The sequence below is a fragment of the Roseibium algicola genome (genome assembly GCF_001999245.1).
GTDB lineage: Bacteria > Pseudomonadota > Alphaproteobacteria > Rhizobiales > Stappiaceae > Roseibium > Roseibium algicola.
Map to the genome: position 1 here is coordinate 5,822,397 of NZ_CP019630.1, position 17,073 is coordinate 5,839,469.

General features: G+C 56.6%; 15 protein-coding genes. 6 read left to right on the forward strand and 9 right to left on the reverse strand.

Annotated features, from left to right (window positions below; genetic code table 11):
• The first annotated feature begins 47 nt into the window (after nt 1-47).
• Both erpA and xth read left to right on the forward strand, forming a co-directional pair.
• On the forward strand, nt 48-389 hold the full coding sequence (erpA, locus tag B0E33_RS26960; RefSeq protein WP_077292913.1) for an iron-sulfur cluster insertion protein ErpA: 342 nt from the start codon (nt 48-50) through the stop codon (nt 387-389).
• 67 nt (nt 390-456) lie between these two features.
• A complete protein-coding gene (xth, locus tag B0E33_RS26965) occupies nt 457-1,239 on the forward strand; it encodes an exodeoxyribonuclease III (protein ID WP_077292914.1) in 783 nt (260 codons plus the stop codon).
• Nucleotides 1,240-1,894: 655 nt separating this feature from the next.
• Here xth and B0E33_RS26970 read toward each other — a convergent pair.
• The gene (locus B0E33_RS26970; RefSeq protein WP_173013998.1) at nt 1,895-2,752 is read right to left on the reverse strand and encodes a tetratricopeptide repeat protein; all 858 of its coding nucleotides are present in this window, start codon (nt 2,750-2,752) and stop codon (nt 1,895-1,897) included.
• 588 nt (nt 2,753-3,340) lie between these two features.
• Here B0E33_RS26970 and parE point away from each other — a divergent pair.
• From parE to B0E33_RS26990, 4 genes are all read left to right on the forward strand, one after another.
• Complete coding sequence (parE, locus tag B0E33_RS26975; protein ID WP_077292915.1) at nt 3,341-5,386, forward strand: DNA topoisomerase IV subunit B; 2,046 nt, start codon at nt 3,341-3,343, stop codon at nt 5,384-5,386.
• Between the two features lie 99 nt (nt 5,387-5,485).
• On the forward strand, nt 5,486-6,214 hold the full coding sequence (locus B0E33_RS26980; protein ID WP_139314249.1) for a sulfotransferase family 2 domain-containing protein: 729 nt from the start codon (nt 5,486-5,488) through the stop codon (nt 6,212-6,214).
• A 299-nt stretch (nt 6,215-6,513) separates the two neighbouring features.
• Entirely contained in the window at nt 6,514-7,962 is a 1,449-nt protein-coding gene (locus B0E33_RS26985) for a DEAD/DEAH box helicase (RefSeq protein ID WP_077292916.1), read from the forward strand.
• A gap of 123 nt (nt 7,963-8,085) precedes the next feature.
• Nucleotides 8,086-9,147, forward strand: a complete 1,062-nt coding sequence (locus B0E33_RS26990; protein WP_022998740.1) for a GGDEF domain-containing protein — start codon at nt 8,086-8,088, stop codon at nt 9,145-9,147.
• A gap of 75 nt (nt 9,148-9,222) precedes the next feature.
• Here the strand turns inward: B0E33_RS26990 and tenA are convergent, their stop codons facing one another.
• The 8 genes from tenA to B0E33_RS27030 form a co-directional block, all read right to left on the reverse strand.
• Nucleotides 9,223-9,885, reverse strand: a complete 663-nt coding sequence (tenA, locus tag B0E33_RS26995) for a thiaminase II (protein ID WP_077292917.1) — start codon at nt 9,883-9,885, stop codon at nt 9,223-9,225.
• Between the two features lie 32 nt (nt 9,886-9,917).
• The gene (sufA, locus tag B0E33_RS27000) at nt 9,918-10,295 is read right to left on the reverse strand and encodes a Fe-S cluster assembly scaffold SufA (RefSeq protein ID WP_077292918.1); all 378 of its coding nucleotides are present in this window, start codon (nt 10,293-10,295) and stop codon (nt 9,918-9,920) included.
• A gap of 73 nt (nt 10,296-10,368) precedes the next feature.
• A complete protein-coding gene (locus B0E33_RS27005; protein ID WP_006933232.1) occupies nt 10,369-10,764 on the reverse strand; it encodes an SUF system Fe-S cluster assembly protein in 396 nt (131 codons plus the stop codon).
• Between the two features lie 11 nt (nt 10,765-10,775).
• The gene (locus tag B0E33_RS27010; RefSeq protein WP_077292919.1) at nt 10,776-12,032 is read right to left on the reverse strand and encodes a cysteine desulfurase; all 1,257 of its coding nucleotides are present in this window, start codon (nt 12,030-12,032) and stop codon (nt 10,776-10,778) included.
• 35 nt (nt 12,033-12,067) lie between these two features.
• Complete coding sequence (locus B0E33_RS27015) at nt 12,068-13,387, reverse strand: SufB/SufD family protein (RefSeq protein WP_077292920.1); 1,320 nt, start codon at nt 13,385-13,387, stop codon at nt 12,068-12,070.
• 14 nt (nt 13,388-13,401) lie between these two features.
• Nucleotides 13,402-14,157 (reverse strand): Fe-S cluster assembly ATPase SufC, encoded by a 756-nt coding sequence (gene sufC / locus B0E33_RS27020; protein WP_077292921.1) that lies wholly within the window; start codon nt 14,155-14,157, stop codon nt 13,402-13,404.
• Nucleotides 14,158-14,223: 66 nt separating this feature from the next.
• Nucleotides 14,224-15,696, reverse strand: a complete 1,473-nt coding sequence (sufB, locus tag B0E33_RS27025) for a Fe-S cluster assembly protein SufB (protein WP_031268546.1) — start codon at nt 15,694-15,696, stop codon at nt 14,224-14,226.
• A 103-nt stretch (nt 15,697-15,799) separates the two neighbouring features.
• Entirely contained in the window at nt 15,800-16,969 is a 1,170-nt protein-coding gene (locus B0E33_RS27030; RefSeq protein WP_077292922.1) for a cysteine desulfurase family protein, read from the reverse strand.
• Nucleotides 16,970-17,073: the final 104 nt, after the last annotated feature.

A 17,073-nucleotide genomic window follows, 5' to 3' on the forward strand; every position in this document is an offset into this window, starting at 1 on the left:
GGTTTAACGTTCCCGCACATTGCCGGAACTAAGCGAGTCGGTGAAAGATGACCGAAACACTTGAAATTGGCGTAACAGTCAGCGACCGCGCTGCCAAGCGCATTGCATCGATTTTGTCCAAGGAACCGGGCGGCAGCATGCTGCGTATCAGCGTGGAAGGTGGCGGCTGTTCCGGACTGCAGTACAAATATGACGTGGTCGACAGCCGCGAAGACGACGACCTGGTGATTGAAAAGCCGGGGGCAACGGTTCTGATCGATTCCATTTCCCTTCAATATATGAGCGGATCGGAAATCGATTTCGTCGATGATCTGATTGGCCAGTCTTTTCAGATCAACAACCCGAATGCGGTCGCCGGATGTGGCTGCGGAACCAGTTTCACGATCTGACACTGTTGCGATACCGCATTGACGCCGGTTGCCCCGGCAGTTTCGAACAATTGAGGCAACCGCGCTCATGAAAATTGCGACCTGGAACATAAACGGCGTCAAGGCACGTATCGACACTGTCCTTGAGTGGCTCAAGGAAGCGTCTCCGGATGTCGCCTGCCTTCAGGAAATCAAGTCCGTCGACGAGAACTTTCCCCGTCAACCGTTTGAAGACCTCGGTTACGTGGTCGAAACGCACGGCCAGAAGGGTTTCAACGGCGTGGCGCTTCTGTCCAAGACGCCGCTGACTGATATTCAGCGCGGCTTGCCCGGAAACGATGCGGACGAACAGGCCCGTTATATTGAAGGCAGTCTGTCGACGGGTAGCGGCCAGGTTCGAATCGGCTGTCTCTATCTTCCCAACGGCAATCCGCTGGGAACAGAAAAATTTCCGTACAAGCTCGAGTGGATGGACCGCTTGATTGCGCATGCTCAAATGCGTCTTTCAGAGGAAACGCCATTCCTGTTGCTGGGAGACTACAATGTGATCCCCGATCCCGTGGATGCCAAGAACCCGCAGAACTGGCTGGAAGACGCTCTTTTTCAGCCTGAGAGCCGGCAACGCTTCCGTGCCCTCACCCACCTCGGCTTGACCGAAGCAGTCCGGTCCTGCAGCGAAGCGCCGGAAACCTTCACGTTCTGGGACTATCAGGCAGGTGCCTGGCAAAAAAACAATGGCATTCGGATCGATCATATTCTGATGTCTCCGCAGGCCACAGATCGGTTCTCAGGCTGCGGTATCGACAAGCATGTGCGCGGCTGGGAAAAGCCGTCGGATCATGTGCCAGTCTGGGTGAAGCTGGCTGCTTGAGACTGAAACTGCCTCCAGAAATCCAACTCCATTGCTGATGCAGGCGTGAAGCGCGGTGCGTGCCCGGAAACCGGGCTTGCAGTCGGCTGACGTCATGGTAAGCTTTTTTCCATCATGGGATGACGCTCAGCCGACCAACATCCGCGACGGCGACATGCGGAACAGACACACCGGTAACGACTTCGATTGCCGGTCGTTCGGTCTTTACTGTTACCGCATGGTTGTTTTTCGGACTGATTTTGGGTCTGGTTCTTGGGTCAGGCAGCGCGGCTCGGGCGCAAGACGTCTCTTGTACCTGCCGATACCAGGGCGAGAAATACGGCGTAGGTGAATCTATCTGCCTGAAGAGCCCATCCGGGCTGCGAATGGCGACATGTGAAATGGTGCTGAACAACACGTCCTGGCAGATCAGCAACGCGCCTTGCCCACTGACCCAAATTCAAAGCCCTGCGATCGATAAATTCACGACCAAGCGTCCCACAAAACCAACTTATCCGTCAGGTTGAAGATCACTCGCCAGATAACGCAGATTTTCTGAAACCCTGGCACGCTCCTGCTTCGAACCGGAGCAGAGTTGGCACGGCATGTGCGAGAGCCATTGAAGACGGACGATCACACCCACATGGTGTTCAGATCGGTCTCTATGAGCTTGAGGTTATTGTGCGGGCAACTGCTGTGCGGTGAGCACGTCCGGGCGATTTTGCTTCAACCATCCGTCAGCCATTGATCTGGCCATCTGCCTGACAGGCTCGGGCGAAACCGCGAAATACTGCTCGTGCATGGAATGGATCCAGCTGGCATCCGTTCCCTTGGCCTGTTCCCGGGCAACGGTCATCCACATCAGGCCGCGAGCTTTTTTCTTGTCCGACGTACCGAGTGCATAGAGCGTTTCACCAAGGCGTGCCTGGGCACCCACGTGCCCCTTGAGCGCGGCAAGATTGTACCAACGAACGGCCATGCGGCTGTTGTTTTCCTGGTACATGCGGCCAAGTTCATACTGGGCATCGGCATCGCCGAAATAGGACGCGGCATGCGTGAAGATCTGACGGGCACGTGATTCATTCTTGGGCACAGCGCCGTCGATGCCGTTCAGATAGTAGGAACCGAGCGCAACGAAAGCGCTTGAGACGAAGGGAGCATCCGGTGCATCGGGGCGATCTTCCCCGTGCTCACGAACGATCTGACTGTAATATTCGAACGCCTTGAGGTCGTCTTCCTTGACGCCGTCGCCGGAGGCATACATTTCGCCCAGCTTCCAGGCGGCCATGGGCTGACCGTTTTCGGCGGCATACTGCAGCGACCCAAGCGCAGCGGCCTTGTCGCCGGAATAATATTGGCGGGCACCGGCCCGCAGTGCTTCAGACGGGGAAAGATCGTTCGGACCGATCGCCCGTGCAGGCGCCGGCTGACCGTCAAAGGCGGCCACGGGCCCTGTCAGGCCGATCAGGATCAACGCACCGAGCACGGTTCCGGCTCTTCCCATGCGTTGAAGCTTTGTGCTGTTCTTAGGCATCCCAGTCACACTATTATCCGTCGGCAACGAAACAGATCCCCGACGGACTTTCTTGTTTTTTGTCCGCGCCAAGCGCATTTGCTGTCTCTTTGGTCCCAAAAGCATATGCCTGCGGGACCCACTGTTTCGGAGTGGCCTAAATTGGCCGATCATTTCGTCTTAAGTTGGGCCATACGACGCCGAAATAAGACCATTTCCTGACACTTTTGTCCGGACTGTGAACCACTTCAGGAGTTGATCCCGATCTGGTCGTCCCAGACATTAGCGTAACGGGTGACGGGCAAACATGGCCGAACAGGGGCAACGGCGGCAAACCGGGGCCCTGCAAATGACTCTGTCAGTAACTGTTGCGGAATTGGCACATATTGTGACCGCCCCTCTCCCATTCAAGACCCTTATTTCAACACAGGCGGGTTGATGATGTGTTTCCAGATCGGTTTTTTGGGCCCCTGGCTGTTGAAAACGGGGGCTTTTGGCCAATTACCTTTGCCGTTCTATCTTTGTCCTTCAAACTGAGACATGATTCGGTGTAGGTAACAGCGCTGAGTTTGTAGAAACTATGACCCAAGACCCATCAGGCGATACGGAATGAGCGCAAAAGACGATCTGTTTGCAGGCAACGCGGCGGTCTCTGCCCCAATGATACGAGATGAGCCCGCCCCAGCTCCGCAAAAGCCGCGTCCCGTTGCGCCTGTCGCGGTCAGCGACGATTATTCGGCGGCCGACATCGAGGTTCTCGAGGGGCTCGAGCCGGTTCGGCGCCGGCCAGGCATGTATATCGGCGGCACTGACGAAAAGGCGCTGCATCACCTCTTTGCCGAAGTGATCGACAACTCCATGGATGAGGCGGTTGCCGGCCATGCGACGTGGATCGACGTGTCGCTTTCCAGCGATGGCTATCTGACGATCACCGACAACGGCCGCGGTATTCCTGTCGACCCTCACCCGAAGTTCAAGGACAAGTCCGCACTCGAAGTGATCATGACGACGCTGCATGCGGGCGGCAAGTTCGACAGCAAGGTCTATGAGACCTCTGGCGGTCTGCACGGTGTCGGCATTTCCGTGGTCAATGCGCTGTCAGAGGAACTGATTGTAGAGGTCGCACGCAGCCGCAAGCTCTATCGCCAGATTTTCCGCCGCGGTCACGCCCAGGGTCCTCTCGAGCTGGTTGGCGATACCCAGAACAGACGCGGGACCCAGGTCAGCTTCAAACCAGACGATCAAATCTTCGGCAAAGGCGCCAAATTTGTCCCGGCGCGCCTTTTGAAGATGGCACGGTCCAAGGCCTATCTCTTTGGCGGTGTCGAGATCCGCTGGCACTGCGCACCTGAATTGCTGTCTGAAAAGGACGAGACACCGGCTGAGGCCGTGTTTCACTTCCCCGGCGGTCTTCGCGACTTTCTCAACGAGAGACTGACCAAGGAACGCCGTGTCGTCGACGACGTGTTCTTCGGCCGCACCGACAACGCCGGCAAACACGGGTCCGTGGAATGGGCAGTGAGCTGGTTTGCCGGCGACGGCTTTGTCAGTTCCTACTGCAACACCGTGCCGACACCGGAAGGCGGAACTCACGAAGCGGGTTTTCGATATGCCCTGCTGCGCGGCCTCAAGGCATATGGCGAACTGACAAACAACAAGAAGGCATCCATCATCACCGGCGATGATGTGATGACATCAGCCGGCGGAATGCTGTCCGTCTTCATCCGTGAGCCTGAATTCGTCGGCCAGACCAAAGACAAACTGGCGACCAACGAAGCCACGCGCATTGCGGAGACGGCTGTCCGTGATGCATTTGACCATTGGCTGACAGCCTCCCCCAACCAGGCAAACAAGCTTCTGGAGTGGGTTATCGATCGCGCGGATGAGCGCTTGCGCCGTCGCCAGGAAAAAGACGTCGCCCGCAAGACAGCTGTGCGCAAGCTGCGCCTCCCGGGCAAACTTGCCGACTGCTCGGCAAACCAGTCCGATGGCACCGAACTCTTCATCGTGGAGGGTGACTCGGCAGGTGGCTCGGCCAAACAGGCGCGCAACCGTTCCAACCAGGCCGTCTTGCCGTTGCGCGGCAAGATCCTGAACGTCGCAAACGCCGGCCGCGACAAACTCGTTGCCAACCAGCAGCTCGCCGATCTCATCCAGGCCCTTGGCTGCGGCACGCGCTCCCAATACCGGGAAAGTGACCTGCGGTACGAGAAGATCGTCATCATGACGGATGCTGACGTCGACGGCGCCCACATTGCATCACTTTTGATTACTTTCTTTTACCGCGAAATGCCGGAGCTAATCCGTGGCGGCCATCTCTTCCTGGCCGTGCCACCACTCTATCGTCTCAGCCAGGGAGGGAAGACCCTCTATGCACGCGACGATGCCCATAAAGACGAATTGATGGACACCGTCTTCAAGGGTAAATCCAAGGTGGAAATCGGCCGTTTCAAGGGTTTGGGTGAAATGTTGCCGGCTCAGCTGAAGGAAACGACGATGGATCCGTCCAAGCGGACCATGCTGAAGGTCGTTGTCGAAGAAGAAGCTGTAACAGACACCAACGACACAGTTGAACGGCTGATGGGCAACAAGCCGGAAGCGCGCTTCCGGTTCATTCAGGACAACGCTGAATTCGCTGAGGATCTTGATATTTAGCCGCAACAGCAGGTATTTTGATCTATATCTTTTTTTGAAGAGGTTGGGCGGGCGTATATTTTTGCCCGCGCTGCCTATTTGACCGGTCGGAAACGTAGCATGTTAAACCGGATGTATTCGATACTGGACAGACGGCTTCGCCCCTTGCGAAATCATGTCTTCCTGGCTTTTCCCAAGCACAAGATCGCCTTTGCCCGTATCGCAGAACCTGCTTTTCAACTTCTGCGCCCGGTTCTTCATTGCCTTGCCGGTACCGACAAGCTCAAGGCCCTTTCCGGTTTTGATCTTCGGACCGCCGCCACGGAACGGCTGCTCTTCCATGGGAATGTGGAGCTACTTACAGCACGCGAACTCAAGCGGCGGCATCCCGAAATGAAAGTCGCAGCCTGGGTCCAGGATCCGATGCATCGGTTGGCCTACTGTTATGAGAAAGTCATCCTGAGTGCCGATCCGCTTCCTGCCTATTATGAAGAGCGCCAGTTCAATCAGGACATGACACCTCAGGAGTTCGTGTCACACGTTGCGTCGATCTCGGACCTGGAAGCAGACAATCTGTTTCGCAGCCAGACAGCTGCCCTCACCTACAAAGGTATGTTGACGGCCGATCTGATCTTGCAGCTTGAAGATTTCGACCAGTCATTCGCAACTTTTCTTTCGGAAAGCTCTCTCAGGTTCCGCACGAAATCTCCTGTCGCGTATCACGTGGACAATTTTGTCGGCAGGGACACGCTGTTGTCCTTTACCGAAGACAGCCTGGTTCAGCAGCTGCGGCGGCGCTACAAGTCAGACTACGACCTGTTCTACAAACCGGCGGCTCTTTCTGCCTGACGCTGCGCAATTTTACGTATCGAATACCGGCTGAAGCGATACTTTCGGAAACACATACCTTCGTTTGCGCCTGCATTTTGGGCAACGCATACTGATTTTCCAGCCGATTTCATGAACCAACTTGGTTGCACTATTAACTGAGATGGCAAATCGTACTCGGAATTACTCGATTTTCTTGAGATTTTACCTCTCAAGCGCATTGACACCTGAGCGCATGAATGTAGGGTGTGCGCACATTGGCACCGGCGGTTCCCACGGCGCCGCCGATTAACAATCACAACATTCGGGCAAAGCGCTCCATGGCATTTAATACTCTCGGTCTTAGCGAGAAGGTCCTCGCTGCAGTTGAAGCAGCAGGTTATAAGGAACCCACGGCAATCCAGTCGGGCGCCATTCCGCAGGTGCTTGAGCGCCGCGACATCCTTGGCATTGCCCAGACCGGAACCGGCAAGACCGCAAGTTTCACACTGCCCATGCTGACGTTGCTCGAAAAAGGCCGCGCTCGTGCGCGGATGCCGCGCACGCTCATCCTGGAACCGACGCGCGAACTCGCTGCGCAGGTTGAAGAGAATTTCGCCAAATACGGCACCAACCATAAACTCAATGTCGCCCTGCTGATCGGCGGCGTCTCCTTTTCCGACCAGGACAAGAAGCTCGACCGTGGCACAGATGTTCTGATTGCGACGCCTGGCCGTCTGCTTGATCACTTCGAGCGCGGTAAGCTGTTGTTGCAGGGCGTTGAAATCCTTGTCATCGACGAAGCCGATCGTATGCTCGACATGGGCTTCATTCCGGATATCGAGCGGATCTGCAAACTGATCCCGTTCACCCGTCAGACTCTTTTCTTCTCGGCGACGATGCCACCGGAAATTCAGCGTCTGACCGAAACGTTCCTGCAGAATCCGGCCCGTATCGAAGTCGCTCCGACCTCGTCGACGGCTGAAAACGTCGCTCAGTTTCTGAAGGCAGCCGAGTCCAAGGACTACGAAAAGCGCGCAGCCCTGCGCGAACTGCTGGAAGGTGCCGAAGACCTCAAGAATGCGATTGTCTTCTGCAACCGCAAACGGGACGTGACGACGCTTTACCGGTCTCTGGAGCGTCATGAATACAACGTCGGCGCTCTCCATGGCGACATGGACCAGCGTACACGTATGATGATGCTGGACAATTTCCGGAAGGGAACGATCAAGCTCCTTGTCGCGAGTGACGTTGCCGCGCGTGGCCTCGATATTCCCGAGGTCAGCCACGTCTTCAACTTCGATGTTCCGAGCAATGCCGAAGACTATGTCCACCGGATCGGCCGGACGGGCCGCGCCGGACGCAAGGGCACAGCCTTCACGCTCGTAACCGGTGAAGACCAGAAATACCTCGATGCCATTCAGACATTGATCAAGAAGGACATCGACTGGCTGGGCGATGCGATCGACTTCGAAGCTGCCGCACAGGAACGCAAGGCACGCCGCAAGGCCGGCAAGCCTTCCAGGAACGCACGGTCGAGCAACGACAACGAGGCTGCAGAACAACCCAAGCCTTCCAATCGTCGCCGGTCGCAGAGCAAGCCACGCGAAGTCGTGGAAGAGCAGATGGAGGAACTCCCGGAAATGCTGAACCCGACACCGGTCTCAAACCTGCCGCAACGGCAGACTGGCAAGCGCTCCAGAAACGATAAACTGGAACCTGCCTTCGGTGTTGGCGTTCACATTCCTGCGTTTCTTCTGCGTGAACCGCGGCCTAAAAAGGCCTCGTAACGCCGAATTCTCTCCAGGTTTTGCCTTAAGCTTAACGGCTCCTTAAACCTTCCAGCCGAGTTTAAAACCTAGTTCTTGTGTCCGTGTGGGGCGGATTCGCAAGGCATGGGTGAGAGAAACTTGATGGCGGATGAAGACGACCATAAGCGGACTATCCAGTATGGAGAGTCCGCAATCAGTTACATCAAGAAGAATGTACTGCCAGCCTATCCTCGTTCCTACGAGCTTTGGTACACTTACGCGGCTGGGTACAATCAAGGCCTGAACAGGGCCGTCAATGAATCCATAAAGTCCAACGGCAGGATCAGCACTGACGAGATGCTGACCCTTTACGGTCGTTTCCTGTCGCCGACGAGGCTCGGTGATCGTCTGGATGAAGTTGGCTCCAAGGTTTCCCGGGAAGTTGAAGAACTTGTCGACACGCTAAAACTGAGTGCCGACGCCACGTCCGATTATGGCACCGCGCTCGAGCAGGCAGGCGAAAAGATCAGGTCAGTTTCCGATCCGGAGAAATTACAGAACTACGTCACACATCTGGTGAAATCGACCCAGAATGCAGTTGCGTCCAACCGCAAGCTGGAGAGCCAGCTGCTTGAGTCCAAGAAACACATTGAGAACCTGCAGTCGTCACTGGAAGCGATCCGCTACGAATCCCTCACGGACGAGCTGACAACACTCAACAATCGCAAACACTTCGAGAACTCGATTGAACGTGTCATCGATCAATCAAAGGAGAGCGGTCGTGGCTTCTCCTTGCTGATGACCGATATCGATCACTTCAAGAAGTTCAACGACACCTATGGCCACCAGACTGGCGACCAGGTTCTGCGACTTGTCGCACTTGCGGTTAAACAGAACATCAAGGCACAGGACATCGCCTGCCGGTATGGCGGTGAGGAATTTGCGATCATTCTGCCACATGTCGGGCTCGAAGATGCCGCCGAAATTGGTGAGAACATCCGAAATGCGGTGATGTCCAAAGAACTCGTAAAACGTTCAACGGGAGAAAATCTCGGCCGTGTGACCATCTCTGTCGGCATCGCAACCTACGAGAACATTGATACGGTCCATTCCATCGTTTCGCGCGCGGACGAAGCGCTTTACCTTGCAAAAGATGCCGGTCGAAACCTTGTGAAGACTGAAAAGGATCTAGCAGGGGTGGATCAACGGGAAGACGTTGCCTGATCCAAGGCATCGTCCCTGATCAAGTATCAAGTTTCTAAATTCATTGAAAAAACAGGGGCTGAGCAGAAAACTGTCTCAGTCTTTTGCATTCAGCCCCATTTGCCAGAAATCACTTTCCAGACGGCAGGCCTTCTCAAATATGGACAGGACGCGCGGATAGCGATGCTCCGTCAACGTCTGGCCTGCAGTTCCGTCTAGCCAGGCGATAAAGCCCTTTGCGAGTTCCTGATAGCCTTCACTGGCGTATTCCCGGATCCAGCGTGCGTAGGGATTGCCATCGGTGTCGCAGCCTTCCTCGGCCAGCCTGGCTCCAATTTCCGCATAACCAATCACGCAAGGTGCAAGAGCTGCCTGAAGGTCCAGGAGATCACCAGCCATACCGGCATCGAGCACAAAGCGCGTGTAAGCCATTGTGGGCGTGTCTTCTGGTGCCTGCTCGATCATGTCACGCTCCATGCCCCAACTGCGGCACATCTCGACATGCAGATCGAGTTCATCATCCAGGATCGCCTTTACCCCGTCCAGTGACTGACGCATGTCGGCGACTGACGGGCTTTTGTAGACGCCAAGCGCATAAGCGCGGGCGAACTGGATGAGAAACAGATAGTCCTGAACTAGGTAGTGCTTGAAACAAGATAACGGCAGCGTTCCCGCGCCAAGCTGCTGAACAAATGCATGACGGGTGTAGTCGGACCATTGCGGGCCGGCGTCGGCCTTCAGCCGCTCGAAAAGGCTCATGAAAATCTCATCGAATAGATAGAAAGGCGCGATCAGCGTGCCAGGGCATTCAGGTCCGCAGCCTGAAGCGAAACGGATTCCCCACAGCCACAGGCGGACACTTCATTCGGGTTCTTGAAGATGAAGCCTGAACGGAACTTGGTCACTTCGAAGTCCATTTCCGTGCCGAGCAGAAAGAGCACAGCAGAAGGATCCACAAAGAGTTTCGCCCCCTTGTCTTCAACGGCATCATCACCTGGCCGTGCCGCATCCACCATTTCCATGGTGTATTCCATACCGGCACAGCCGCCTTTCTTGATACCGACACGCAAGCCAATCGCATTCTTGTCGGAGTTATCGACAAGTTCCTTCACGCGCTCGGCGGCGGCGTCAGTCAGGGTCATCACCTGGAATTTAGCGGCGGAAGCCATATGATCCTCGTTCAGTGCAGCGAATGCTAAACCTGATATGGGGTTTCAGCTTATCCGATTAAAGGCTTGAAGCTCAATACCAGTTGAGCGCAACCTTCGCTTCGTCAGACATGCGATCGGGCGTCCAGGGAGGATCGAAGACCATATCGACGTTGACCGGCCCTACCCCTGCGACCGCAGAAACGGCATTTTCCACCCAGCCCGGCATTTCGCCAGCCACAGGGCAGCCAGGGGCCGTCAGGGTCATGTCGATGTTGATCGACCTGTCATCCTCGATATCGACCTTGTAGATCAGGCCAAGCTCATAGATGTCACACGGAATTTCCGGATCGTAGACCGTCTTCAGAGCACCGATGATATCGGTGGTCAGCTGGTCGAGTTCATTTGCCGGAATGGCGCTCTTGGCCGAGACTTCCGTCTGCAACTCTTCGCCGTCCGCGCCGGTATCGATTGTGGTAGCGTTTTCCATGGGGTCCGTCCTTACCCGAAAAAGCTCTGAGCCTTCAACAGGGCTTCATACAGCGCGTCCACTTCCGCACGCGTGTTGTAAAGCCCGAAGCTTGCCCGACATGTAGAGGTCACACCATATCTTGCCAAGAGCGGCTGTGCACAATGGGTCCCTGCCCGGACCGCCACCCCTGCCCGATCGATGATCGTGGCAACGTCATGTGCGTGAGCGCCTTGCAGTTCGAAGGAGACGATTGCGCCCTTGTCCGGTGCATCCCCGAAAATCCGCAGCGAGTTGATCTCGCGCAGCTTCTGGTGGGCATAGTCCTTCAGATCCGCCTCATGGCGGGCAATGTTCTCCCGCCCGAGTGCATCCATATAGTCGAGTGCCGCACCGAGGCCGATTGCCTGGACGATCGGGGGCGTGCCGGCCTCGAAACGATGTGGCGGCTCGTTATAGGTAACAAGGTCCTCGGTCACGTCGAGGATCATCTCGCCGCCGCCATTGAAGGGGCGCAAGGCTTTCAGCCGATCCGGCTTGCCCCACAGGACCCCGATGCCCGACGGCCCATAGACCTTGTGTCCCGTGAAGACATAATAGTCGCAGTCGATGTCCTGTACGTCGACAGGAAGATGCACGGCCGCCTGGCTTCCGTCCACAAGCACCGGGATGCCCCGTTCATGCGCGATCCGGCAAACTTCCTTCACCGGAACGACCGTGCCCAGAACATTCGACATGTGCGTGAGCGCAACAAGTCTTGTCTTGTCCGTCAAGGTATCAGCGAAGGCATCAAGATCGAACGAGCCATCCTCGCGAACATAGACCCATTTCAGCTTCGCACCGTGACGCTCCCGATGGAAATGCCAAGGCACGATGTTGGAGTGGTGCTCCATGATCGACAGAACGATTTCACCGCCATCGGCAAAATAGTCGGGCCCGAGGCCATATGACACCAGGTTGATCGCTTCGGTCGTGGACTTGGTGAAAACCACCTCATCGACGGATCCGGCATTCAGGAAACGGCGCACTTTCTCGCGCGCGGCTTCATAATTGTCCGTTGCGGTATTCGACAGGAAATGCAGGCCACGATGAACGTTGGCGTACTCCTCCGAGTAAGCCTTGGTCACCGCATCGATCACCTGCTGGGGTTTCTGGGCGGAAGCACCGTTATCCAGATAGACCAGCGGCTTGCCGTAAACCTCCCGCGACAGGATCGGAAAATCCCGACGGATGGTTTCGACGTCGTAACCGGTGTTGCCGGTTGTTTCTTCTGCGGTCGCGACCGTCATGCGGCGCTGCTCCTTATTCCCGTTCGCTTCAGATGTCAGTGATTGGCAAGCCAGTCACGCACGCGCGCTTCCAGGCCTTCGGTCACATCGTCCTCGCCGTATTCTTCAATCGCTTCGGACAGGAAAGCGAGTACCAGAAGGGTCTTTGCCTCGTCTTCCGGAATGCCACGGGCACGAAGGTAGAAGAGCAGGTCTTCATCTATCTGTCCGCTGGTCGCACCATGGGCACATAATACGTCGTCCGCAAAAATCTCCAGCTCTGGCTTGTTCGCCATTTCCGCATCCTCGGAAAGGAGCAGAGCCTGGGTCATCATCTCGCCATCGGTTTTCTGCGCATGCTGGGCAACGTTGATGCGACCCTGGTAGACACCCCTGGCCTCGCCGTCCAGCACGGTCTTGAAGAACTCGCGGCTGTTGCAGTGTGGCACAGCATGATCGACGATCAGCGTCTGATCAGCCAGCGATTTACCGCCAGCCATGGTCACGCCGTAGATCTTCGCTTCGGAGTTTTCACCGGTAAAGTTGATGAATTGCTGGTTGCGCGTGAACTGCGGTCCAGCGATGAAGCCAAGCGATTTCAGCTCGGTTTCAGCGCCAAGCGTTGCGATTGTCGTAAACAGCTGCGCGGCGTCCGTCTTGCCGACGATCAATCGCGTGGCAGCAAGCGCTGCCTTGTCGGCGAGATCGTAGTCAAACACCGTGTTCAGTTCGCCTTCACCGGTATCTCCGACAAAGGTTTCCAGAAGACGTAATTTTGCGCCTTCGCCAAGTTCGATGCGGTTGCGGACGGCCTGCGCGCCCGTGGAAGTCGCCACCTGAACCAGCTCGACCGGCTTGGACACTTCCACGCCCGCCGCGACTGTCATGACGACGCCGCCTTGGAGGAAGGCAGTGTTCAAGGCAACGACACCGTCGGACGGTCCCGTCTTTGGCGACGCAATCAGCTGGGTGCCTGTTTCGCCGGCAAGAGCATCGGCAACGTTTGTCAGGGTTACACCTTCGCCTGCGAGCGCTTCCACGTCGGAAAGCGCGGCAAGATAGGACCCATTGGCAACGACGATGCGGTACCGGTCGAGATCTCCGAAACCGTCCTGTGTCTCGATCAGGCTTCTGGCCGCGGCTTCATCAGCCGATCCTGCAAGCGGGGCTGCTGACTTCATGTAGGCGCGCAGGTCGGAATACTTGTATTCCTCTACCCGGCGATGCGGCAGTCCACGGTCCCGAATCTGGCCGAGCGCCGCTTCGCGCAGAGCCTTGACGGCAACCGAGCCGGCCAAACCGTCTTTCGCGTTGTCGAAACGCTCCAGCAGGTCGCTTTCCGCCTGGGTGTGTTTGATGGGTGCGCTGGCGTTCATATCGCTTTGCTCCCTCAGGCGGCCGTGTCGATGTAGTCGGCGTAACCGTTCTTTTCCAGCTCCAGCGCCAAGTCCTTGTCGCCGGTCTTGACGATGCGGCCCTTGGACAGAACGTGGACGACATCCGGAACGATGTGGTCGAGCAGACGCTGATAGTGGGTGATCACCACCATGGCGCGATCGGGACCGCGCAGCTTGTTCACGCCTTCAGAAACGATCCTGAGCGCGTCGATGTCGAGGCCGGAATCGGTCTCGTCGAGAACGCAGAGTTTCGGTTCAAGCAAGGACATCTGCAGAATTTCCGCACGCTTCTTCTCGCCACCGGAGAAGCCCACATTAAGCGGGCGCTTCAGCATGTCCATGGAGACGTTCAGGTGGCCGGCAGCCTCCTTGACGCGCTTCATGAAGTCCGGGATCGACAGCGTGTCCTCACCGCGCGCCTTGCGCTGTGCGTTCATCGCCGTCTTGAGGAATTCCATGGTGGCAACACCTGGAATCTCGATCGGGTACTGGAACGCCAGGAACAGGCCCGCAGCAGCGCGCTCATCCGGCTCCATCTCAAGAAGGTTCTCTCCGTTGAACAGGATCTCGCCGTCGGTAACCTCGTAGTCGTCCTTGCCGGCCAGGATGTAGGACAGCGTCGACTTGCCGGAACCGTTCGGGCCCATGATGGCGTGTACTTCGCCTGCATTGATGGTCAGATCGATGCCGCGCAGGATCTCTGTTTCGTCTTCCGCAATGCGGGCATGCAGGTTTTTGATCTCAAGCATTGAGATTGTTCCTCGTATTTCGGCGGGCATTCAAGGCCCAAATCAATTCGTAACTTTGCAGGCCCTCTAGCCCACGGATCCTTCCAGGCTGATCGAGATCAGCTTCTGTGCCTCGACGGCGAATTCCATCGGCAGCTGCTGGATGACGTCCTTGACGAAACCGTTGACGATCAGCGCCACGGCTTCTTCTTCGGAAAGGCCGCGCTGCAGGCAATAGAACATCTGGTCGTCCGAGATCTTCGAGGTGGTCGCCTCGTGTTCGAACTGGGCCGAGGCATTCTTGCTCTCGATGTAAGGCACGGTGTGAGCACCGCAGTCCTGGCCAATCAACAGTGAGTCACACTGGGTGAAGTTGCGTGCATTCGAGGCCTTTCGGTGAGCGGAAACCAGGCCACGATAAGTGTTCTGGGACTTGCCTGCGGAAATGCCCTTGGAAATGATCCGGCTGGAAGAATTCTTGCCCAGGTGGATCATCTTTGTGCCGCTGTCGACCTGCTGGTAGCCGTTGGAAACCGCGATCGAATAGAACTCACCACGCGAATTTTCGCCGCGCAGGATGCAGGACGGGTATTTCCAGGTAATCGCTGATCCGGTCTCGACCTGCGTCCAGGAGATCTTGGAATTCTTGCCGCGGCAATCGCCACGCTTCGTGACGAAATTATAGATGCCGCCCTTGCCGTCCTTGTCGCCCGGGAACCAGTTCTGGACGGTGGAGTATTTGATCTCCGCATCATCCAGGGCCACCAGTTCAACGACAGCGGCATGAAGCTGGTTCTCGTCGCGCTGAGGTGCCGTACAGCCTTCCAGGTAGGACACGTAGGCGCCCTTCTCGGCAATGATCAGCGTGCGCTCGAACTGACCGGTATTCTGTTCGTTGATACGGAAATAGGTCGACAGTTCCATTGGGCAGCGAACGCCTTCAGGCACATAGACAAAGGATCCATCCGAAAAGACGGCCGAGTTCAGCGTCGCGTAGTAGTTGTCGGTCACCGGAACGACGGAACCGAGATACTTCTTCACCAGATCCGGATATTCGCGCAGTGCTTCGGAAATGGAGCAGAAGATGACGCCGGCTTTCTTCAGCTCTTCCTTGAACGTGGTCACGACGGAAACGGAATCGAACACAGCATCGACCGCAACCCGGTTCTTCGGCTCGACACCGGCCAGGATTTCCTGCTCGCGCAGCGGAATACCGAGCTTTTCGTAGGTCGCCAGCAGTTCCGGATCGACTTCGTCCAGGCTTTTCGGGCCTTCGACGGATTTCGGGGACGCCCAGTAATAGAGGTCGTCGAGATCAATCTTCGGGTAGGAAACGCGCGCCCAGGTCGGCTCTTCCATCTGCTGAAAGCGGCGGAGCGCATCAAGGCGCCATTCGGTCATCCACTCCGGCTCGTTCTTTTTAGCCGACAGAAAGCGAACGGTTTCCTCGGACAGGCCTTTGGCGCCTTTTTCCGACTCGATATCGGTCACAAAGCCGTATTTATACTGGTCGACATCGATGGCTTTCACCGTATCGATGGTTTCCTGTACAGCTGGCATGTCTTGCCTCCATTCAACAGGCCTCGTGCCTGCTTTTGTTATTTCCTGCAGGGACCTTGTCACCTGCGCCATGTCTGGCAGCGAAGCTGCCTAAATCTTGTCGTCAAGCCGCCTGATGACGTGCTTGCGGATTGAGCCTGCCGACGATTTTCGGCCACAGCTCAAGGAACCTGTCGATATCGGCGCCGCTGGTATTCCACCCCATGCTGATACGCAAGGCGCAGCGGGCAAGATCTTCCGGAACGCCCATGGCTGTCAGCACATGAGACACGGACACCTTGCCGGAAGAACAGGCTGAACCGGATGAGACCGAGATATGGTCGAGATCGAAGGCGATCAGCGCGGTTTCTGCCGGAATGCCCGGAACGGCAAAGCAACAGGTGTTGGACAGTCTTTCAGCCTTGTCGCCAAAAATAACTGTCGAAGGACAAATCGCGCACAGCCCGGCTTCGAGCTTCGCCTTCATATCGCTCAGATGGCGCGTATCGGCCGATTCTTCAAGAGCGGCCTTGCTGGCAATGCCGAAGCCGGCGATTGCCGAAACGTTTTCCGTTCCGCCGCGGCGCCAGTTTTCCTGACCACCCCCAACCATGAGTGGCGCAGGTACACGGGCCGTTGAACGCACCACAACCGCGCCAATGCCTTGCGGACCACCGAACTTGTGAGCAGACAGCGTCAGGACATCTGCCTTCCAGCTTTCCAGATCGATCGGCATCCGGCCGGCAGCCTGAACCGCGTCGACGTGAAAGAAGTGGCCGTGTCTTTCGGCAATGGCACCGATTTCGGCCAGAGGCTGGATGACACCGGTTTCATTGTTGGCAGCCATCACGGAAATGAGGCTTGGCCCGGCGTCCTTGACAGCCAGTTCGAGGGCACCGAGCTCAACACGGCCATCGCTGTCGACAGGTATGACCACTTGATCGGAAACCGCAAAGCGTCCGCCAGTCATCACGGAAGGATGCTCGATAGCGCTCCTGAACAACTTGTCGAGGTAAACGGGCGCTCCCTGGTCTTGCCAGGCCGGTGATAGCGCCGTCATGTTCGCTTCCGTTCCGCCGGACACAAATGTCACTGCACGGTTCCTGGCGTTGCAAAGACGGGCGACCTGTTCGCGTGCAGTTTCAATGCGTCCACGCGCCTTGCGGCCGTGAGCATGAACGGAGGATGCGTTGCCTGCATCATTCAGCACCTCGACCATGACCTCACGCGCGGTTTCGCGCAAAGGCGCGCCGGCGTTGTGGTCCAGATAGATCGGGGCTGACTGCTGCTGCATAGCGCCTCTTACGCTTGAACTCGAGTTTCGCAAAGAATCGAATTTTCGCTTTACTATCAGCTACATGTGCGAAAAACCTTGAATTTTTCCGCCATGATGACGAT